Annotated in this window: 19 protein-coding genes; 6 read left to right on the plus strand and 13 right to left on the minus strand. The window is 68.9% G+C overall.

Annotated features, from left to right (window positions below):
• Positions 1–39 precede the first annotated feature (39 nt).
• From KBZ19_RS11150 to KBZ19_RS11160, 3 genes are all read right to left on the minus strand, one after another.
• Complete coding sequence (locus KBZ19_RS11150; protein WP_094512441.1) at positions 40–285, minus strand: hypothetical protein; 246 nt, start codon at positions 283–285, stop codon at positions 40–42.
• A 34-nt stretch (positions 286–319) separates the two neighbouring features.
• Positions 320–2,383: a glycosyltransferase gene (locus KBZ19_RS11155; protein WP_255100995.1), complete on the minus strand. Its 2,064-nt coding sequence runs from the start codon at positions 2,381–2,383 to the stop codon at positions 320–322.
• Positions 2,384–2,516: 133 nt separating this feature from the next.
• Complete coding sequence (locus KBZ19_RS11160; protein WP_261346545.1) at positions 2,517–2,810, minus strand: hypothetical protein; 294 nt, start codon at positions 2,808–2,810, stop codon at positions 2,517–2,519.
• 220 nt (positions 2,811–3,030) lie between these two features.
• Between KBZ19_RS11160 and KBZ19_RS11165 the strand changes: the two genes are divergently transcribed.
• Entirely contained in the window at positions 3,031–3,363 is a 333-nt protein-coding gene (locus tag KBZ19_RS11165) for a ribbon-helix-helix domain-containing protein (protein ID WP_094512444.1), read from the plus strand.
• 72 nt (positions 3,364–3,435) lie between these two features.
• Here KBZ19_RS11165 and KBZ19_RS11170 read toward each other — a convergent pair whose 3' ends face one another.
• From KBZ19_RS11170 to KBZ19_RS11205, 8 genes are read right to left on the minus strand one after another with little or no spacing between them, the layout of a single operon-like run.
• Positions 3,436–4,593 carry an anhydro-N-acetylmuramic acid kinase gene (locus KBZ19_RS11170; protein WP_255100996.1) on the minus strand — a complete coding sequence of 386 codons (1,158 nt, stop codon included), beginning with the start codon at positions 4,591–4,593 and terminating at the stop codon, positions 3,436–3,438.
• 4 nt (positions 4,594–4,597) lie between these two features.
• On the minus strand, positions 4,598–5,302 hold the full coding sequence (locus KBZ19_RS11175; RefSeq protein ID WP_094512450.1) for a TrkA family potassium uptake protein: 705 nt from the start codon (positions 5,300–5,302) through the stop codon (positions 4,598–4,600).
• A 43-nt stretch (positions 5,303–5,345) separates the two neighbouring features.
• Positions 5,346–5,513 (minus strand): hypothetical protein, encoded by a 168-nt coding sequence (locus tag KBZ19_RS11180; protein ID WP_255100997.1) that lies wholly within the window; start codon positions 5,511–5,513, stop codon positions 5,346–5,348.
• The gene (locus tag KBZ19_RS11185) at positions 5,510–5,731 is read right to left on the minus strand and encodes a hypothetical protein (RefSeq protein WP_255100998.1); all 222 of its coding nucleotides are present in this window, start codon (positions 5,729–5,731) and stop codon (positions 5,510–5,512) included. Before KBZ19_RS11185 ends, KBZ19_RS11180 begins: the two co-directional genes overlap by 4 nt.
• Positions 5,732–5,780: 49 nt before the next feature.
• On the minus strand, positions 5,781–6,416 hold the full coding sequence (locus KBZ19_RS11190; protein WP_094512461.1) for a peroxiredoxin: 636 nt from the start codon (positions 6,414–6,416) through the stop codon (positions 5,781–5,783).
• Between the two features lie 44 nt (positions 6,417–6,460).
• Complete coding sequence (gene hflX / locus KBZ19_RS11195) at positions 6,461–8,098, minus strand: GTPase HflX (RefSeq protein ID WP_255100999.1); 1,638 nt, start codon at positions 8,096–8,098, stop codon at positions 6,461–6,463.
• A gap of 18 nt (positions 8,099–8,116) precedes the next feature.
• Complete coding sequence (locus tag KBZ19_RS11200; protein WP_261346547.1) at positions 8,117–8,779, minus strand: HAD-IA family hydrolase; 663 nt, start codon at positions 8,777–8,779, stop codon at positions 8,117–8,119.
• Positions 8,776–10,077, minus strand: a complete 1,302-nt coding sequence (locus tag KBZ19_RS11205) for an NAD(P)/FAD-dependent oxidoreductase (protein ID WP_255101000.1) — start codon at positions 10,075–10,077, stop codon at positions 8,776–8,778. Before KBZ19_RS11205 ends, KBZ19_RS11200 begins: the two co-directional genes overlap by 4 nt.
• A gap of 77 nt (positions 10,078–10,154) precedes the next feature.
• On the opposite strand from KBZ19_RS11205, the gene KBZ19_RS11210 reads away from it, so the two are divergent.
• Both KBZ19_RS11210 and KBZ19_RS11215 read left to right on the plus strand, forming a co-directional pair.
• Positions 10,155–10,904 (plus strand): phosphoadenylyl-sulfate reductase, encoded by a 750-nt coding sequence (locus tag KBZ19_RS11210; RefSeq protein ID WP_233132926.1) that lies wholly within the window; start codon positions 10,155–10,157, stop codon positions 10,902–10,904.
• Positions 10,905–11,735, plus strand: coding sequence for a type III pantothenate kinase (locus KBZ19_RS11215; RefSeq protein WP_255101001.1), 831 nt, complete (start codon positions 10,905–10,907; stop codon positions 11,733–11,735).
• Here the strand turns inward: KBZ19_RS11215 and bcp are convergent.
• Entirely contained in the window at positions 11,701–12,180 is a 480-nt protein-coding gene (gene bcp / locus KBZ19_RS11220) for a thioredoxin-dependent thiol peroxidase (protein ID WP_094512786.1), read from the minus strand. The genes KBZ19_RS11215 and bcp overlap by 35 nt on opposite strands.
• A 68-nt stretch (positions 12,181–12,248) precedes the next feature.
• On the opposite strand from bcp, the gene KBZ19_RS11225 reads away from it, so the two are divergent.
• Positions 12,249–12,773, plus strand: a complete 525-nt coding sequence (locus tag KBZ19_RS11225; RefSeq protein WP_094512480.1) for a hypothetical protein — start codon at positions 12,249–12,251, stop codon at positions 12,771–12,773.
• A 200-nt stretch (positions 12,774–12,973) separates the two neighbouring features.
• Positions 12,974–13,627, plus strand: a complete 654-nt coding sequence (locus KBZ19_RS11230; protein WP_094512787.1) for an alpha/beta hydrolase — start codon at positions 12,974–12,976, stop codon at positions 13,625–13,627.
• Between the two features lie 17 nt (positions 13,628–13,644).
• Here KBZ19_RS11230 and KBZ19_RS11235 read toward each other — a convergent pair whose 3' ends face one another.
• Entirely contained in the window at positions 13,645–15,912 is a 2,268-nt protein-coding gene (locus KBZ19_RS11235; RefSeq protein ID WP_255101002.1) for an AAA family ATPase, read from the minus strand.
• Between the two features lie 92 nt (positions 15,913–16,004).
• Here KBZ19_RS11235 and KBZ19_RS11240 point away from each other — a divergent pair, with 92 nt between their 5' ends.
• Entirely contained in the window at positions 16,005–17,111 is a 1,107-nt protein-coding gene (locus KBZ19_RS11240; RefSeq protein WP_255101003.1) for an efflux RND transporter periplasmic adaptor subunit, read from the plus strand.
• The last annotated feature ends 4 nt before the right edge of the window (positions 17,112–17,115 follow it).

Consider the following 17,115-nt stretch of genomic DNA (forward strand, 5'->3'; position numbering starts at 1 on the left):
CTCGCTGGCCTGGCCTGAGCAGATAGCTGCGCACCTCGATCAGAGCCCGCCGCGCGCCTTGACCAGCCACTGCCGCGTGCCTTCATCGTGGCTGGCCAGATGCTCCTTCACCTGCTCAGCGGTGACGGGCAGATTCCATTGCGCGCCCAGTTCCACGATCCGCTGCAAGGTGCCCTTCGGGTCTTGCAGCGCCTGGCGGAACAGCAACTGGGTGAGCTCGTGGTCTTGCTGGATGCGGGCGTACAGCTCGGCAACGGGGGTTGGAGCAGCGCTGGAATCTGTCATGGAAACGGATGGGAGCCGTTGATCTGGTTCGACGTTATGGGTGGCTGGTGAGTGGGGCGAGAGATTGTGTGGTGTTGATGGACTTCGGCACCAGGCTGCGGCGGAAGGGGCGTGCCTCCCGCGGGGCCCGCAGCAGCTGGGAGAACAGCACCGCCAGCGCCTTCCACTCCGGCGGAGCCTGACGCTGCGGCCAGCTGCCCGGGGTGCAGTACAGAAACTGAATGAGCGCGTTGTGGCTGTCCCAGCTGAGCGCCTCCCAGGCCAGTGCCACGTTCCGTTCGCGTTTGGCCAGGCAGCTGGCCGGCAGGGGCGCCGGCAGGCCAGGCAGCTGCAGGGTGGCCTCGCTGAACGGCGGCAGGTCGGCGGTGAGGCGGCCTTCCAACCCCCGCTCGCTGATGGCTTCGAGCTGGAGCGTGCAGGTGATCCCCTCTGCCCGCAGCTGGACCGGCAGGTGGAGCGCCAGCCAGGGGGTGGGATCGAGACAGGGGGGATCGATGCAGCAGCGCAACGCCACCAGCAGGGCAAAGGTGTTGAGGCCGCCCCAGAACAGCCCCACCCAGTGGGTGGTGGGAGCCAGCGGGCCCGCCTGCAGCTGCAGCAGCACGGCGCTGAGGTTGGCGAGGTTGACCACCAGCAGCACGAGCAGCGGCAACATCAACGACCAGGCGCCTCCGCCGTGCTGGCGCAGGCGGTGCTTGGGCGTGATCGTGAAGCCTCCGCCCGGCATCACCAGGCTGCGCAGCACGGTGATCGCCAGTGGCACCGCCAACAGCCAGCTCATCAGCTCCGGCAGCAGGGCATGGCGGGAGCCGCGGGTGAGCCAGCCCACCAGGGCCAGTTGGCTGCAGAGCACGGGCAGGGCGTAAACGAGAAACTGCTCGAGCGTCATGCGGATCGGCAGGATGCCCAGCAGCCCCACACACAACGGCATCAGCAGCAGGATCAGCCGGGGCAGGTTGTTGAACCAGTGCAGCAGTCCCTCGCTGTAGGAGAAGCGCTGCTGGGCCGAGAGCCCCCGCAGCCGCAGCGGATTGGCGTTCAGGCGCAGGGTCTGCAGGGTGCCGGTGCACCAGCGCAAGCGCTGCTGGACGAAATCGGCCATCGTTTCCGCCGCCAGACCGGCGCTGAGCTTCTCCGGCAGGTACACGAGGCGATGGCCGCGGGCGGTGAGCTCCAGGCCGGCCACGAAATCCTCGGAGAGCGCCCCCGGGTTGAACCCACCGATGGCCGCCAGCGCCGAACGCCGCACCACGAAGGAGGTGCCGGCACAGACGACGGCGGCATTGCCATCCCGCACCGGCTGGATCCAGCGGTAGAAGCTCTCCTCATCGGGCAGCAGCCAGCGCTCCATCGCCAGGTTGCGCATCAACGGATCGGCGTTGATGAAGGTCTGGGGGGTTTGCACCAGCGCCACATCCGCCTCCAGAAAGAAGCCGAGCGTGCGCTCGAGAAAGTGGGTCTGCGGGATGAAGTCGGCATCGAACACCGCCACCAGTTCCGCATGGCTGTGGCTGAGACCGAAATTCAGATTGCCCGCCTTGGCGCCGCGGCGATCGAGGCGGCTGAGGTAAGTGCAACCGAGGCGGTTGGCGAGCTCTTCCACCTCAGCGCGGCCGCTGTCGTCGAGCACGAACACGCGCTTGTGGGGATAACGCATCGCCGTCACGCCCACCAGACAGCGCCGCAACACCGCCAGCGGCTCGCCGCAGGTGGGAATCAGCACATCCACCGGCGGCTGCCAGGTTCCGATGCGGAAACAGGCTTCGAGTCGATCGGCCTGCCGCTCCCGTGGCGGAATCGCGCGCCAGCTGAGCAGGATCTGCATCATGCCGGTGCCCAGCAGGAAGGCTTCGCAGCCCAGCAGCACCAGAGAGAGGGTGAGCGCCAGCGCTGATGAGGTGTTGAGGCTGAAGCCCACCCGCCACACCAGGTAACGCAGCACCAGAAACAGCAGCAGCGCCACCGCCAATCGGCGCGCCGCCAGCGGACGCAGGGCTTCAGGCCGGTGGGTGAGCCAGCGGGCCGCCGCCAGCACCAACAGCACCGGCAGCAGGGCGGGGGCCAGCGAGGCCGAAGGAATCAGAGGGAAGGCGTCCAAGGTGGGGTCGGCGTTCCCTGAATACCGTCCCAACACCTTGCCGGATGCATTCCTGCGCCGTGGGAATCGCCGGCCGGGCCTGTGACAGGGTGCGTCTGAGCGTTGCTTGGCCAGCGGGAACGGGGCGCTCGCTTCAGGCCGCGCAGGGCGAGTCGAGCTCCTCCTGTTCGGATGCGGAGGCATCTTCCATGGTGCGGGCGTCGAGGCAGAGCACCTTGCGCAGTTGGGCGTAGTTGGAGGCCTGGGATTTGTGGCCCTCCTGGGCTGCGGCGAACTCCGCGCGCTGAAGAACGTGGTGCAGATGGGTGAGCAGATACGTGCTGATCACGGCGGACACAAGCACGTCACTTTTCTCGGCGCCGCGGCCCGATCGATCGCTGCGGCCGGCGGCGCGGGCTGCAGTGCTGGCGGCAGCCTGGGCTGGCAGTTTGCTGGCGGCGCGCCTGGCGGGTTTCGAGGCTGCCACCTGGCTTGCCTTGGTGTCGCCGGGGGTGGTGGGTCCGTCCGTGGCCCGGGTCACAGCTTTCGTCATGGCTTTGGTCATGGCTTGGGGGCGGCGCATGCGCAGAGCTCCACAAGCATACGGCTGGATACTATCCCTGTGCACCTCTGTACACTCGTGTGTAGAGCAAGCGCACCCTGGGGCCGTGGCCACCCGTCAGACCTCCGCCAGCGGCCGCCCCAAGTCACCTCGCATTCAGGTGGTGCTGCCTGAAGAACTCTGTGAACGGCTCGCCGCGGTGGCGGAGGCGGAGTCGCGCACGGTCAGCAACATGGCCAAGGTGCTCATCCAGCAGGGCCTGGATCGTCTCGATCAGCCGCCGCCCGAGCTGCCGCCGGAACGGCCGCGCGATGCCCGCAGTCAGCGCCAGTTGCGCACCGATCAGTTCCGCCAAGCCCTGGAGCGGCAGCAACGCAATGGACCAGGTCGTCTGCGGGGGGCGCCGCGGCGCCTACGGCTCTACCGGCCGGCGAGCTGAACGGCTTTCTGGTCCGTCGGTTGACCGCGGCTTGGGCTGGCCGGTGCCTGCGGCAGCGGCAGTGGCGGGCGCTCAGGTGGTGGGAGTTGCGCGTACGCCCAGCACTGCGCTGCGGGAGGCCCCGGTGACGGAAGGAAGGGAACCGGGATGGCGGTGGTGGTGCCACCAGGCCAGCAGCGCGAAACCCAGCGCTTCCCGCTGGGCTGGCTCCACCCCCAGCTCCGACAGGGGCCTCACCATCACGCCGCGGCAGCGCTGGCGGAGCTCACGCACCAGCGTGCCGTTGTGGGCGCCGCCGCCGGCCAGTACCAGCTCCACTGGCCGGGTGCCCCGCTCCAGGTCCTGAGCGACAACCGCCGCACTGAAGGCGGTGAGGGTGGCAAGTGCATCTGCCTGCTGGGTGGCAAGTCCTGAGTTCCCGGGTTCGGCTGCCAGGGCGAGTTCCTGCAGGCGGCGGCGCAGATCCTCCTGGCCGAACAGTTCGCGGCCGGTGGACTTCGGCGGTGGCAAGTGGAAATAGTCGTCCTGCAGCCAACGGGCGATCAAGGCGTTCTGCACCTTGCCGCGGGCAGCCCAGGCGCCATCGCGGTCGTAGCCGAGGCGGCCATCACTGAACTGCGCCACCGCAAGGTCGATCAGAGTGTTGGCCGGGCCGCAGTCCCAGCCCGTCACCGGGGCCTGCCGCTCCGGGCCACTGGCCGGCGGCAGCAAGGTGAGATTGGCGATGCCACCGAGGTTGAGCACCGCCCGCCAGCCGCCGATGCGTGGCAGCAACGCGGCATCGGCGGCTGGCACCAGTGGCGCGCCATGCCCGCCGAGTGCCAGGTCATGGGCGCGCAGATCAAACACCACCGGCGTGTGCAACAGCTGGGCCAGCAGGGGGCCCTGCAGGAGTTGCCAGCTGGCACCGCGACCTTCGGGTGTGGGCGGGCGATGCCAGAGGGTCTGGCCATGGCAGCCCACCAGCTCCGCCTCGCCGGCAGGATCGCAGCTGCGGGCGGTGCGCGCCTGTTCGATGGTGACCGCCTCCGCCAGATCCAATAGCGCGGCGGCGGTGTGTGGCTCCCCCTGACCCACCGCCACCAACTGGGAGCGCAGCTGCTCGGGGTAGGGGGTCGAGGTGCTGTGCAAGACACGCCAACGGGGATGGTCGCGAGGACCTTCAAAGCTGGCCAGCACGGCGTCGATGCCATCGGCGCTTGTGCCGCTCATCAGGCCCAGAACCTTCATCGGCTCAATGGGAGGGGAGGGCCTCGAGCGCCTCGCTGCTGCCCATCACCACCAGCAGTTCGTCCTCGTTGAGCACGTGGGAGGCCGGAGGGTTCACGGTGAGGTGGTTCTGGGGACCGGCCGCCAGCACGCTGACGTCGTGGTTCTTGCGCAGGTTCAGATCGCGCAACGAGCGACCCACGAACGCCGACGGCACCTTGATCTCCTCGATGCTGTTGCGGTCGTCGAGACGCAGCCGCTCCAGCAAGTTGGGCCGCACCAACTCCATGCCGAGCCGGGTGCCCTGCATCTTCGAGGGGAACACCACCCGATCGGCGCCGACCCGCCGGAGCATCTTTTCGTGCAGATCGCTGGTGGCCCGCGCGATCACCTGGCGCACGCGGCTGCCGGGAGCATCCTTGACGATCAAGGTGGCGGTGATGCTCGCCTCGATCGGCTCACTGATCGCCACGACCACCGTGCCCACATCAAGGGCGCCAGCTGCGCGCAGCGCTTCCTCATCGGTGCAGTCCACGACCCGCGCCTCGATGGCCGGGTCCACCTGGCGCATTTCATCGATCGCCCGCTGGGAGTTGTCGATGGCCAGCACTTCCGCATCGAAGCGGAGCAACTCCTTGCAGACGGCACTGCCGAAGCGGCCCACGCCGATCACGGCGAAGCTTCTCGATACCGTGTCGCTGCCACCTTGCCACTGCCACCACTGGGTCATGAGCGGTGCAACGGCAGGGGACACAGGGAAAGGCGCATGACGATCAGAGGGAGAGCTCTTCGCGGGGATAGCCCTCACGATTGTGGGTCCTGTTGGGGTAGAGGGAGGAGAGCAGCAGCAGAATCCCCACCCGGCCCACAAGCATGCCCACCATCAGCACCAACTGCCCCCAGCGGTTGAACTGGGCGGTGACGCCGACATCGAGCCTCACGGCGTCGAAGGCCAAGCACCGGGGCCATGGCCACCACGCACAGCACGAAGCAGGGCGAATGTGGTGGTTGTGGTGCCGACACCGATGATCGACAGCTGCATGACCGTGATCACCGAGGTGACGGTGAACAACCCTTCCCACCAGCACACGTCGTCGTTGGAGCAGAACGGGCTGGCCATCACCACGGTGCTCAGGGCGATCACCAGCATCCCTGTCACCAGGGTGAACCGCGGAACGATGAGACGTGCTGCCAGCCCGATCGTGTGATCACGTGTTGGGCTGGGGGGTCATGCGCAGGTAGGGCTTGACCTCAGTGACGCCTTTGGGGAACTTGGCCCGGGCGTCTTCGGTGGAGATCGAGGGAACCACGACGCAGTCGTCGCCCTGCTGCCAGTTCACCGGTGTGGCCACCTGGTGGTGATCGGTGAGCTGCAGGGAATCGATCACCCGGAGGATTTCATGGAAGTTCCGGCCCGTGCTGGCGGGATAGGTGATCTGCAGACGCAGTTTCTTGCTGGGATCGATGATGAACACCGAACGCACGGTGAGGTTGTTCAGCGCCTTCGGGTGGATCATCCCGTACAGATCGCTCACTGATTTGTCCGCATCCGCCAGGATCGGATAATCAACGATCGTGCACTGGGTTTCATTGATGTCGCCGATCCAGCCTTTGTGGCTCTCGGCGGAATCAACGCTCAGGGCAATCGTCTTGACATTGCGCTTCTCCCACTCCGGGCGCAGGCGGGCCACTTCACCCAGCTCCGTGGTGCACACGGGGGTGTAGTCAGCCGGGTGGGAAAACAGCACGACCCAGCTGTCGCCGGCGAAGTCGTAGAGGTTGATCGGACCCAGCTGGGAATCCTGGGTGAAATCGGGGACGGTGTCACCGAGTTGAAGAGGCATGGCAGGGGGGATGAGACATGGTTGATCGTGCCATAGCCCTGCGGTCAGCTGACCCGGGTGATCATCCAGTTACGCAGTCCCTCCAGGCCGAAGTTTGCGGTCGCTGACACAAACAGCATGGTGGGGTGCAAGGTGCGGGCCAGCTCCAGCGCCTGCGCGTCGCAGCGGTCGATCTGGTTGCCCACCATCTGACGCGGCGCGGTGCTGCCGAGGGTGTCGAGCAGGGCGTTCACCGCTTCGAGCTGCTGCGGCCAGGCCGGGTCCGAAAGATCGACCACCACCAGCAGCTGATCAGCGTCGAGGGTTTCCTCCAGCGTCGAGCGGAACGCCTCCACCAGGGGCGGCGGGAGGGCGCGGATGAAGCCGACCGTGTCAGTGATCAACAGCCGCACCAGCCCCCCTTGCCCATCCGGCAGGTCAAGCCGCCGCGTGGTGGGATCGAGGGTGGCGAACAGCTTGTTCTCGGCCAGCACCTCCTCCCCCGCCACCGGGCGGGTGAGGGCATTGAGCAGGGAGCTCTTGCCGGCATTGGTGTAGCCCACCAGGGCCAGCCGCCTGACGCCCTGGCGTCCCTCGCGCAGGCGCGCCCGGTGCTCCCCCAGCCGCTGCACCTCCCGCTGCAGGCGGTCGAGGCGTCGGGCAATGGCCCGCCGGTCTTTTTCCAGCTGGGTTTCCCCCGGGCCCCGGGTGCCGATGCCACCCCCCTGACGCGAGAGGCTCTGGCCGCGGCCGCTGAGCCGCGGCAGCCGGTAGCGCAGCTGGGCCAGTTCCACCTGCAGACGCCCGGCGCCGCTGGCGGCCCGCTGGGCAAAGATGTCGAGAATCAGTTCGGTGCGGTCGCTGATCGGCAGGTCCAGCAGCCGCTCCAGGTTGCGGGCCTGCACCGGCGTCAGGTCCCGATCGGTCACCACCAGGGTGGCTCCCAGTCGGCGGGCCTCCAGGGCCGCCTCGCGCAGTTTCCCTTCCCCCCAGAGCGTCTGGGGCGCCGCCTGCTGGCGCTTCTGCTGGATCAAGCCCACCGGCAGCGCGCCGGCGCTTCGCACCAGCCCTTCGAGCTCGGCGATGTCGCGCTGGCTGGCGGCACCGTCCTCACCGATCAGGGCCAGCAACAGCACCCGTTCGGGCCCAGCCTGGGGCGCCGGCCCCGGGGCGTCGTTGGCGGCCTCCGCGGGCAACGGCGAGTCAGCGGCCTCGCAGAGCTCGGCCAGGTCGGCCTCTCGGTACAGGGCCCAGGGGCGCCCCTCCTCCTGGCTGATGGTGTAGGACGCTGCCGCCCAGCGCCCCCCCGCGGCGGCCTTGTCGGGGTAGCGCAGCCACACCAGCGGCTCCAGATCGAGCCCCACCAGCGCTTCGCTGGCCAGCGGCTCCAGGCCGGGCTTGCGGCCCACGCAGGTGATCAGGCGCAGGTCGCTCCCCTGGCGCCGCTCGCTGCCGGGCAGTCGCTCGATCAGCCGGCCCGATTGCTCCAGTGGCCCCACCCACAGCAGGCGGGTGAGGCCGCGGCCGTCCACCACCAGGCTCAGCGGCAGCTCCAGCTCACGGGCCTCGGCGGCCAGCCGTTGCAGGCAGAGCAGTTCCGCGCCTCCCCCTTCCGGGTGCCGGCGGTGAGACAGCCGCTCCAGGCGGCGTTTCTGGGCGGGGCGCAGACCGCTGACACGCCCCAGCAGCACAGCTTGTTTCAACGGCGCGGGTGCATCGGGTCAGGGGCGTTGGATCCGCAGGCAACGCACACCGGTGGCAGCCGCCCCTTCAGCATCCTCGGGGCTGTCCCCCACATGCCACACCTCAGCGGCCTCAAGGCCGAGGGCCGTCAGCGCCAGCCGGAAGGGCAGGGGATCGGGTTTGGCGGCCCCGGCCGCGCTGGACACGATCACCGCCTGAAGATGTTCCGCCAGGCCCAGCCCGCTGAGCAGCCCGTTCAGACGCCCGTCGAAATTGCTCACCACCGCCAGCCGGAGGCCCACGGCCGCCCAGTGTTCAAGCGCGGGAGCCACCCCGGGGAGCACCCGCCACAAAGCAGGATCAGCAAAGCGGAGATACAGCTCCTCCTGCAGGGCGCCAGGGGCGGGCGCGCCGCTGCCAGCGCCCTGCAGGGCAGCATCGATGCGTGCGCCCCACCACTGCCGCTCGGCCCGTTCCAGTTCCTGCTGTTGCAGACCCGGAAAGGCCAGGGGCGGGGCCTGGCGCAGCACGGCCGGAAAGACCTGGTCGATCGCGGCAGCGCTCAGCGTGATTCCATGCCCGGCGGCGGCGGCGGCATAGGTGGTGCCCACCGATTCCCGCAGGCCGATCAGGGTGCCCATCGCATCGAGCAGCAGCCCCTTCGGGGCCGGCCAGGCGTCCGTGGCAGCGGCGGCGATCAGGGTCGGGGCGGCGGCGTGCGGGCGGGTTCGCCGGCGCCGAACAGGGGGCGGCCCAGGTCGGAAAGCCAGCCGGCGGCCACGCGCAGCTGGTGGGGGAGCCCCGGCAGACGGCCCAGGTAGGTGAGCTGGCGGAGGCGGTAGGCGGCGGATCCGGCCAGGGTGAGGCCCAGCCCGGTGAGGCTGGCCTCGCCGATGCCAAGGCTGATCATCTCGCCGAGATCGTTCCAACGGAATGGGCTGGTGGGTTCGCCGGCCAGGCTGCGAATCAGGTTGTCGGCCAGCACGTCGGCCTGCTGGAAGGCCACCTGGGCCGTGCCGGCCAGGGGCTCACCATCGGCATCGGCCGCATGGGCCACATCGCCGAGGGCAAACAGGTGGGGATGGTGCACCAACGACAGATCGGGGTGGCAAAGCAGACGGCCGCGGCGGTCGGTGGCCGCGGTGGGCGTGATCGCCGGCGCCGCCGCTGTCACCCCGGCGGTCCAGACCACGCCATCGACGCTGAGATGCTCCGTGTTGGCGGCGCCCCCGCCCGCCGGTTCGTGTCGCAGCGTGACCCCGCCCGCCTCCACGGCTTCCACCCGGGTGTGGGTGCGCAGGCGCACATCGCGGCGCAGCAGGGCGGCGCGGGCCTGCTCCCGGTTGAAGGCTCGCGCCTCAGGCAACAGCTCGGCGCCCTGCTCCACAAGTTCCAGCACGGCGTGGCCGTGCAGCAGGTCGGCAAGCTTGCAGGCCAGCTCCACTCCGCTGGCCCCGGCCCCCACGATCGCCAGACGCTGTAGGGGGCGCTGCTGCGCCTGGAGTTGTTGTACCAGCGCCTGAAGGCGCTCCACATCCGCCAGGCAGCGGAACTGCAGGGCGTGGTCGTGCACGCCGGGGATGCCGAAATCATTGCTGCGGCTACCGGTGGCCACCACCAGCCGGGAGTAGGGAAGGCAGCGGCCCTGCGCGGTGGTGACGGTGCCGCTGGCGGCGTCGATGCTCACCACCCGGTCGCGCAGCCAGGCGATGCCGCGGCTGGCCAGCAGGCTGGCGTAGGGCGGCGCCACCTCCCAGGCACGCAGCTCATCGGAGAGCAGCTCGTAGAGGAGCGGCAGAAAAACGAACCGCTCGTTCGGCTCCACCAGCACCACAGGCGGAGGGTCACGCCGGGCAGCCAGGGCGAACGCCGTGTAGAGGCCACCGAAGCCGCCCCCGACGATCACCACCGGATGGGGGGGCTCCCACGAGGACGTGGTGCCCGCACCGGCTTCGGCTGGATTGGGGAAGGGGGTGCGGTCCCCGCTGGTCTCCGCCATGGGTACGGCGTCTCGGTTGTGGCGTTGGCTACCCGAACCCTAACCAGAGCGTTTCATCACAGGAGATGATGGCGTTCATGGCCGCCACCATCTCCCCCACCCTTCCCACCGACCGCCAGGGCCTGCCACTCGACGCCGAGGCCGCAGGGGCGGTACTGGAAAGCCTCACTCCCCCGCATCAGCTGCGCTGGGGAACGGACACCTTCGGGGATCGCTTCGCCGTGATCACCAGCTTTGGCATTCAGTCTGCGGTGCTGTTGCACATGGCCGCCGCCCACGATCCCGCTCTGCCGGTGATCTGGGTCGACACGGGCTATCTCCCCCCCGAGACCTACCGCTATGCAGAGCAGCTCACGGATCTGCTGTCGCTCAATCTGCACGTGGCCCAAGCCGAGCTCAGCCCGGCCCGTATGGAGGCTCTGCATGGCCGGCTGTGGGCCACAGGCGATGCCGATGATCTGGATCTGTACCACCGCCTCCGCAAGGTGGAACCACTCGATCGCGCGTTCGACACGATCGGCGTGGCCTGCTGGGCCAGCGGGGTGCGTGGCGTACAGACTGACCACCGCGCCTCAATGCTGCCGCTCCAACCGGTGCGGGGCCGCTGGTCGCTTCGACCGCTGCTGAACTGGACCAACCGGGACGTCTACTACTACCTGCAGAACAACGGCCTCCCCCAGCACCCGCTCTTCGAACAGGGGTACTCCACTGTGGGCGACTGGCACTCCAGCGGCCCCGACGACGGTAGTGGCCGCGCCACCCGCTTCGGTGGCCTGCATCAGGAATGCGGCATCCATCTCTCCGGTGTGATGGGCGAGGGCATCTAGGTGGTGGGGCTCGCCGGCGGCACTCCGGGCCGCGCTGCGAGCCTGGTGCTGCTGATCGGCAACACTCACTGGCACTGGGGGCGGCGCGAACCGGCCTCGGAGCCTGATGAACTGGCAGGCCTCCGCTGCTGGAGCACGCGGCCGCCCCAGCGCCTGGAGCCAGCAGACCGCGACCTGCTGGTGGCCTGGGCCGCCGTGGGCCCCTTGCCGCCGGAGCTGGCCTTGCCGCTGCGGCACAGGTGCACGCTTGATGCCGTGCCCCTGCTGGGCATGCCGGCCTGGCTTGGCATCGATCGGGCTCTGGCGGGCTGGGGAGCCTGGCAGCGTCAGCAGGCGCGTCTGGCGCCTCAAGGGCGCCTGGGGGGTGGTGGCCAAAGCGATGGCACCAGTGGCGCGGTGCTGGTAGCCGATGCCGGCACGGCGCTGAGCCTCACCCGGGTGGCCGGAAGCGGCGCCTTCGCGGGCGGAAGGCTGCTGGCTGGCGCCGGTCTGCAGCTGGCGGCGCTGGCCGGGGCCACGGCCCTGCTGCCGCAACAGCGACTGCCGGATCCGGGCATGCCCCTCGACCTCTGGCCCAGCGTCACTGGAGCTGCCATGGCCAGCGGTTGCCTGTGGGGGCTGGCCCATGCGATCGCCGGGGCCTGCCGACAACACGATCCGGAGCCGCCGCCGGGCCTGTGGCTCACCGGCGGCGATGGCCCCCGGCTGGCCCCGCTGCTGCAGGAGCTGGGTCAGCCGTTCGAGCTCGTGCCCGACCTGGCGCTGGAGGCGCTGGACGCGCTGAGCGCTGCCCGGCTCAGGCGGCTGGGGCGCTCAGGCCCAGATCGATGAGCACCTGCTCCGCCATTTCCTCGGCTTTCACCTTGCGGTAGATCTTCTCGAGGGTGCCATCGGGGGCCACCACGAAGCTGTGGCGCATCATCCCCATGTATTCCTTGCCCATGAACTTCTTCAGTCCATAGCTCTCGTAGGCGGTGGCCACCGGACAGGGTTCCGCATCCGTGAGCAGGGTGAAGGGGAGCTCGTATTTGCTGATGAACTTGCCGTGGCTGGCGGCCCCGTCCTTGCTGATGCCCAGCACCTTGATGCCATGGGCTTCGAACTGGCTCCACAGATCGCGGAAGCCGCAGGCTTCCTTGGTGCAGCCAGGGGTGTCATCCTTCGGATAGAAGTAGATCACCACGCGCTGGCCCTTCAGAGCGGAGAGCTGCACCGGATGGCCTTCCTGATCCGGCAGGGTGAACTCAGGCGCGGGATCACCGATCTCAAGGGTCATGAAGCTGTCCAAAGCTGGGCTGGCTGGAGCCTAGGGGCGGCTAGGGTCCGCCCACTTCCTGGCCGCTCATGGCCCCCGTCGTGCGCCTCGGTCTGATCGGATTCCTGGCGGTGCTCGGCCTGGCCGGCCTCACCCAGATGCGCCTGCACCCCCCCCTGGCCAGCCGTACCGATGCGGACACGGCGGGTCTGCTGGCGCGGCTGGAGACCCAGGAAGCCCTGCTCGGGCAGCGCCAACAGGTGTCGCTCTTGCTGAACCGTTTCGTGGGCGCGGAGATCACCCGCTACTTCTGGGGCGGCTTCACCCCTTACCTCGATGTGCTCGGCATCGAGATTCCCGCCACCATGACGGCCGATGTGGTCTTCAACCAGGACCGGGTTCAGCTGGTGCTCACCCCGACCGGTGGCGATGAGATCTACCTTGCCCGGGTGGAGGCGGTCGAGAATGCCCCCCGCGGTGCCGTCTGCCGTGGATCCCGGCCGGCGCCTGATCCCGAGGCCTTCCCCAGCCAGGACAACCGGCTCCTGTGTCCCGCCGGCTGGGTGGCCCTACCGGCCGTTCGCCCCGCCACCGCAGGGGCGGTGCGGTCTTGAACCCCTGGTGAGCGGCCTGCCGGTCATGCCCCACGCTGATGAGGTTCCGCTGCAGAGGCGCCGCATCCCTAGCACCTGACGCGCTTGGGTCTTCATGTTCGACCGATGACGAGTTGTTGGCAGATGCAACCGGGCTGATTAGGTTCGGATTGTTGTTCCAGAACTGATCCGTGCTGAAGCGTCTTGCCGCTGGCCTCCTGATGGGGTCGGCTCTCGTGGCCTCCACCCTGCCGGCCTCCGCCGCTGTTGATAACGACCTCCCCGTGCGCTGGAACACCGGCGGTGCCGTTTGGTCCACCCCCATGGGCGCTTTCGGCACCTTCCTTGAAACCGGCGAAATCACCGACCGTGGCTTGGCTGGTGGCCTCAATCTTTCCGGCTGGACGGCCGCCGAAGTGCGCGACGGTCTCTCCAAGTCGTACAGCGTCGACCTGGTCGGCGTCACCCGTTTCCTCTATTCCGATGAGGGCGTGAAGTTCCTCAAGAATCAGAGCCGCAGCTATTTCCCTTACTGGACGATGAGCACCTACGCCGTGCAGGGTCTGCGCAGCGCGATCATCGCCGATGCCAAGGACGGCCAGATTTCCTCGGCCGGAATCATGGCGGCGCTGCCGGTGGATTACCGCCTGGCTGATACCTGCGGCACCTACGACGGCAAGCAGAACATCTGCGCCGAAGGCAAGTGCAAGGAAGGTTCCGCCCAGTGCACCTCCCTGCTGTCCTGGTACGTCTTCCTGCCGGCCTGCATCCAGGCCAACCAGATGGGCGATCCCGTGGCCAAGGTTCAAAACTTCCAGGCTCCTGTGGTTGCCCCTGCCGCCGCCGACCCCATGCCCATCCGCGGCCTCTGGTGAACCCTCGCGGTTCAGCCTTACCGCCCCGGGATTCCCGGGGCTTTTTTCATGGCCACCAGCAGGGTGTGCTGCAAGGCCTGTGCCAGCTCTGCCCCTTCCAGATCGGCGCTGAGCTGCTCCAGCCGCCCGGTGGAGCTGCTGCCGAGGGCGGCGCTCAGCTGGCGCCCATAGCTCGCCCCCTCGCCGAACCAGCGCTGACGCAAACCGGCGGAGAGCGTCACGCTGAGCGGTTCGCGCCACTGTTCCGCTGCCACGCGCCAGCCCCGCGCCTCAAGGCCCTGTTGCAGGGCGTCCGCGCCGGGGCCGTTGGCCAGTTCGCCGCTCTCCCAGGCAGCCGCCTGCTGCAGGAGGGTGGCCAGCTCCCGGGGCATGGATCGCTGCCGTTGCCGCACCAGCTCAGTGAGGGCTCCTGCTGGACCGATCAGCGGCAGGCTCTGCAGCAACCGGATCTGGGCCTGGGGCGCCGCCAGCTCGTCGATGCGATCCAGCCAGGCCGCCAGGCCTGACGGCCCCAGCTCCTGAAAAGGAGAGCGGCCCACGATCCACTCGAAGCGCTCCCCCGGCTCCAGAGTCGCGATCAGCGCCTCGGGCTGATCACTGGGAACGCACAGCAGCCGCGGGCGTCGCAGCTGATCCAGCACCTGCAGCTGGGCCTCCAGCCGGCCCCGTTCCGCCTCTGCCGCCACCGTGATCACCACGCCTCCTTCCGGCGTGGCGTCGAGCGGATCCAGGCTCCACAGCAGCGAGCGCGCATTCAACACCAGGCAGCGGTCCTGCCGCTGCCACCGCACCCCCTGCCAGAAGCGCTGCCGCAGCCGCTCGAGCCGCTGGCCCTCACTGCCGATCTGGCGCCGTAGCCAACGTTGCAGAGCCGGATCCTCGGGGCCAGTGGTGAGCAGGATCCCCTGCTCGAGATCGGCTTCGGCCGCGGCCGCCAGCTGGGCAGCCCGACGCCGCTGCAGGCCCGCTCCGAGCCCTCCCTCCCAGCCCAGGGCACCCGGCTTCCAGAACACCTCCCCCTGCAGGGCACCGGGCAGATATTGCTGGGCCACCCAGTGCTCCGCGTAGGCGTGGGGGTAGCGGTAGCCCACCCCGTCGCCGAAGGCCTTGCCATCGCGGTTGGCATCTCGCAGGTGGGAGGGCACCTCCTGGCGGCTGGTGGCACGCACGCTCTTGAGCGCATCGAAGAACCCCAGCACGCTGTTGCTCTTTTCGGTGGAGGCCAGGTAGAGCGCCGCCTGGGCCAGGGGGTAGAGCCCTTCGGGCAGGCCCACCCGCTCGAAGGCGGCGGCGCAGGCCTCCACCACCACCACGGCCTTCGGATCCGCCAGCCCCACGTCCTCACCGGCGGCGATCAGCATGCGGCGGAAGATGAAGCGGGGGTTTTCGCCTGCCTCCACCATGCGGGCCAGCCAGAACAGGGCGGCATCGGGATCGGAGCCCCGCAGTGACTTGATGAAGGCACTGATCGTGTCGAAGTGGGCATCGCCCTGCTTGTCGTAGAGCACGGCCCGCTGCTGAATCGACTCTTCGGCGATCGCCAGATCGATGCGGATCACCCCATCGGCGCCGGGGTCTGTGGTTTCCACCGCCAGTTCCAGGGCATTGAGCAGGCTGCGGGCATCGCCGCCGGCCACATCCAGCAGGTGGGCGCTGGCGTCGGCCTCGATCTGGATCGGCCGCCCGCCATAGCCATGCTCCACATCCGCCAGCGCCCTCTCCAGTAAGCGGCGCAGATCCCCAGGATCGAGCGGTTGCAGGCGGAACAGGCGGGAGCGGCTCACCAGCGCCTTGTTCACCTCGAAGAACGGGTTTTCCGTGGTGGCGCCGATCAGGGTGATCGTGCCGTTCTCGACCCAGGGCAACAGGGCGTCCTGCTGGGCAGCGTTGAAGCGGTGCACCTCATCGATGAACAGGAAGCTGCGCAGACCGTGCCGACCCAGCCGTTCGCGCGCAGCCTCCACCTCGGCCCGCAGCTCCTTCACCCCCGCCAGCACGGCGTTCAGGCTGGCGAAGTGGGAGCGGGTGGTCCCGGCGATGATGCGGGCGAGTGTGGTCTTCCCCACACCAGGTGGCCCGTGCAGGATCAGGTTGCCCACCCGGTCGGCGGCGATGGCGCGGCGCAGCAGGCGCCCCGGGCCGAGGATCGCCTCCTGGCCGACGAAATCATCGAGCCCGCGCGGCCGCATGCGGTCGGCCAGCGGGGCGATCCGCTGGCGCTGGCGCGCAGCTTCGAAGTCGAACAGATCGGTCACACCCTTCTGGTTCGCCGCAATCCTCGGCATGCTGACCCGGTGGGTGACAATCCTGCGACCCACCCCGGCGCACTGCATTGACGCGTGGGTCCTTCAGAATCCCCCCAACCAGAGCCTGCTGCGTGATTCTTCCTCTCCGCTCCATGTCAGTTGGAACGGGTGTGTCTCTGGCGGCCGCCCTGCTGGCACTCTCAGGTTGTGGAGGCGGGCCGCCAGCCCCGCAGCAGCGCCAGGTGCAGGTGTCCACCCAGCCGGTGGCGCTGGGTCGCTTCAGCAACGATGTCGACACGATCAGCACCCTGGAGGCGATTGAGGAGGTGCAGCTGGCCGCCCAGACCGCCGGCCGCATCGAGCGCCTGTTCGTGCGTCAGGGCGATGTGGTGCGCCAGGGCCAGCTTCTGCTCGTGCTCGACCAGGCCCAGGTGCGCGCCGATGTGGCCAGCCTGATCGCGCAGCGCGACAAGGACCGGCTCAATTACGAGCGCTTTGAGTTCCTGGTGCGCCAGGGTGCCGCCAGCGCACTGCAGCGTGATCAGCTGCGCGCCGAATACATCCAGTCGCGCGAGGCGGTGGTGGCCCGACAGGCCGACCTTGCCTTCAACAACCTCACCGCGCCGATCGGGGGGGTGATCAGTGACCTGCAGGTGAAGCAGGGCGATGTGATCGCCGCCGGCGCGCCCTTCACCAAGGTGGTGCGCAACGACCGGCTGATGGCCCGCATCGATGTGCCGGGGGCCTTCAGCGACCGGGTGCGGCCCGGCCTGCCGGTGGTGCTCCAGGAGCCGCTGGGCGATCGGGTGCTGGCCAGGGGCGTGGTGGGATCGGTGGACCCGGCCGTCACCCCCGGCACCCAGGCGTTGCTGCTGAAGGCGGAGTTCCCCAATCCCAATGGCGCGTTGCGCACCGGTCTGCGGCTGCGCACCCGCGTGCAGCTGGCGGCTGGCGATGTGCCCTCCGTGCCGTTCGTGGCGGTCACCCAATCGTCGGGTCAGAGCTTTGTGTTCGCAGTGGGAACCCTGCAGGATCTGGAGCGCAACCCCGGCAGGGCCGACCTGGAGGCGCTGCGCAAGTTGCCACCGGGCACCAGCTTCGCCTTGCAGGTGCCGGTGCAGCTCGGTGAGCTGCAGAACAACCGCTATCCGGTGCTCAAGGGCGTGGATCTCAACGATCGGGTGATCACAACCAACCTGCTCACCCTGCGTCACGGCACACCCGTGACGGTGAAGTAGGGAG

The sequence above is a fragment of the Synechococcus sp. L2F genome (assembly GCF_024345695.1).
GTDB lineage: Bacteria > Cyanobacteriota > Cyanobacteriia > PCC-6307 > Cyanobiaceae > MW101C3.

Coding starts and splice junctions, on each gene's coding strand:
- KBZ19_RS11230 (WP_094512787.1), top strand. CDS start 12,974: ATGGGGTCGGCTCTCGTGGCCTCCACCCTGCCGGCCTCCGCCGCTGTT.
- KBZ19_RS11170 (WP_255100996.1), bottom strand. CDS start 4,593: ATGAAGGTTCTGGGCCTGATGAGCGGCACAAGCGCCGATGGCATCGAC.
- KBZ19_RS11150 (WP_094512441.1), bottom strand. CDS start 285: ATGACAGATTCCAGCGCTGCTCCAACCCCCGTTGCCGAGCTGTACGCC.
- KBZ19_RS11210 (WP_233132926.1), top strand. CDS start 10,155: ATGGCCGCCACCATCTCCCCCACCCTTCCCACCGACCGCCAGGGCCTG.
- KBZ19_RS11175 (WP_094512450.1), bottom strand. CDS start 5,302: ATGACCCAGTGGTGGCAGTGGCAAGGTGGCAGCGACACGGTATCGAGA.
- KBZ19_RS11225 (WP_094512480.1), top strand. CDS start 12,249: ATGGCCCCCGTCGTGCGCCTCGGTCTGATCGGATTCCTGGCGGTGCTC.
- KBZ19_RS11190 (WP_094512461.1), bottom strand. CDS start 6,416: ATGCCTCTTCAACTCGGTGACACCGTCCCCGATTTCACCCAGGATTCC.
- bcp (WP_094512786.1), bottom strand. CDS start 12,180: ATGACCCTTGAGATCGGTGATCCCGCGCCTGAGTTCACCCTGCCGGAT.
- KBZ19_RS11205 (WP_255101000.1), bottom strand. CDS start 10,077: ATGGCGGAGACCAGCGGGGACCGCACCCCCTTCCCCAATCCAGCCGAA.
- KBZ19_RS11235 (WP_255101002.1), bottom strand. CDS start 15,912: ATGCCGAGGATTGCGGCGAACCAGAAGGGTGTGACCGATCTGTTCGAC.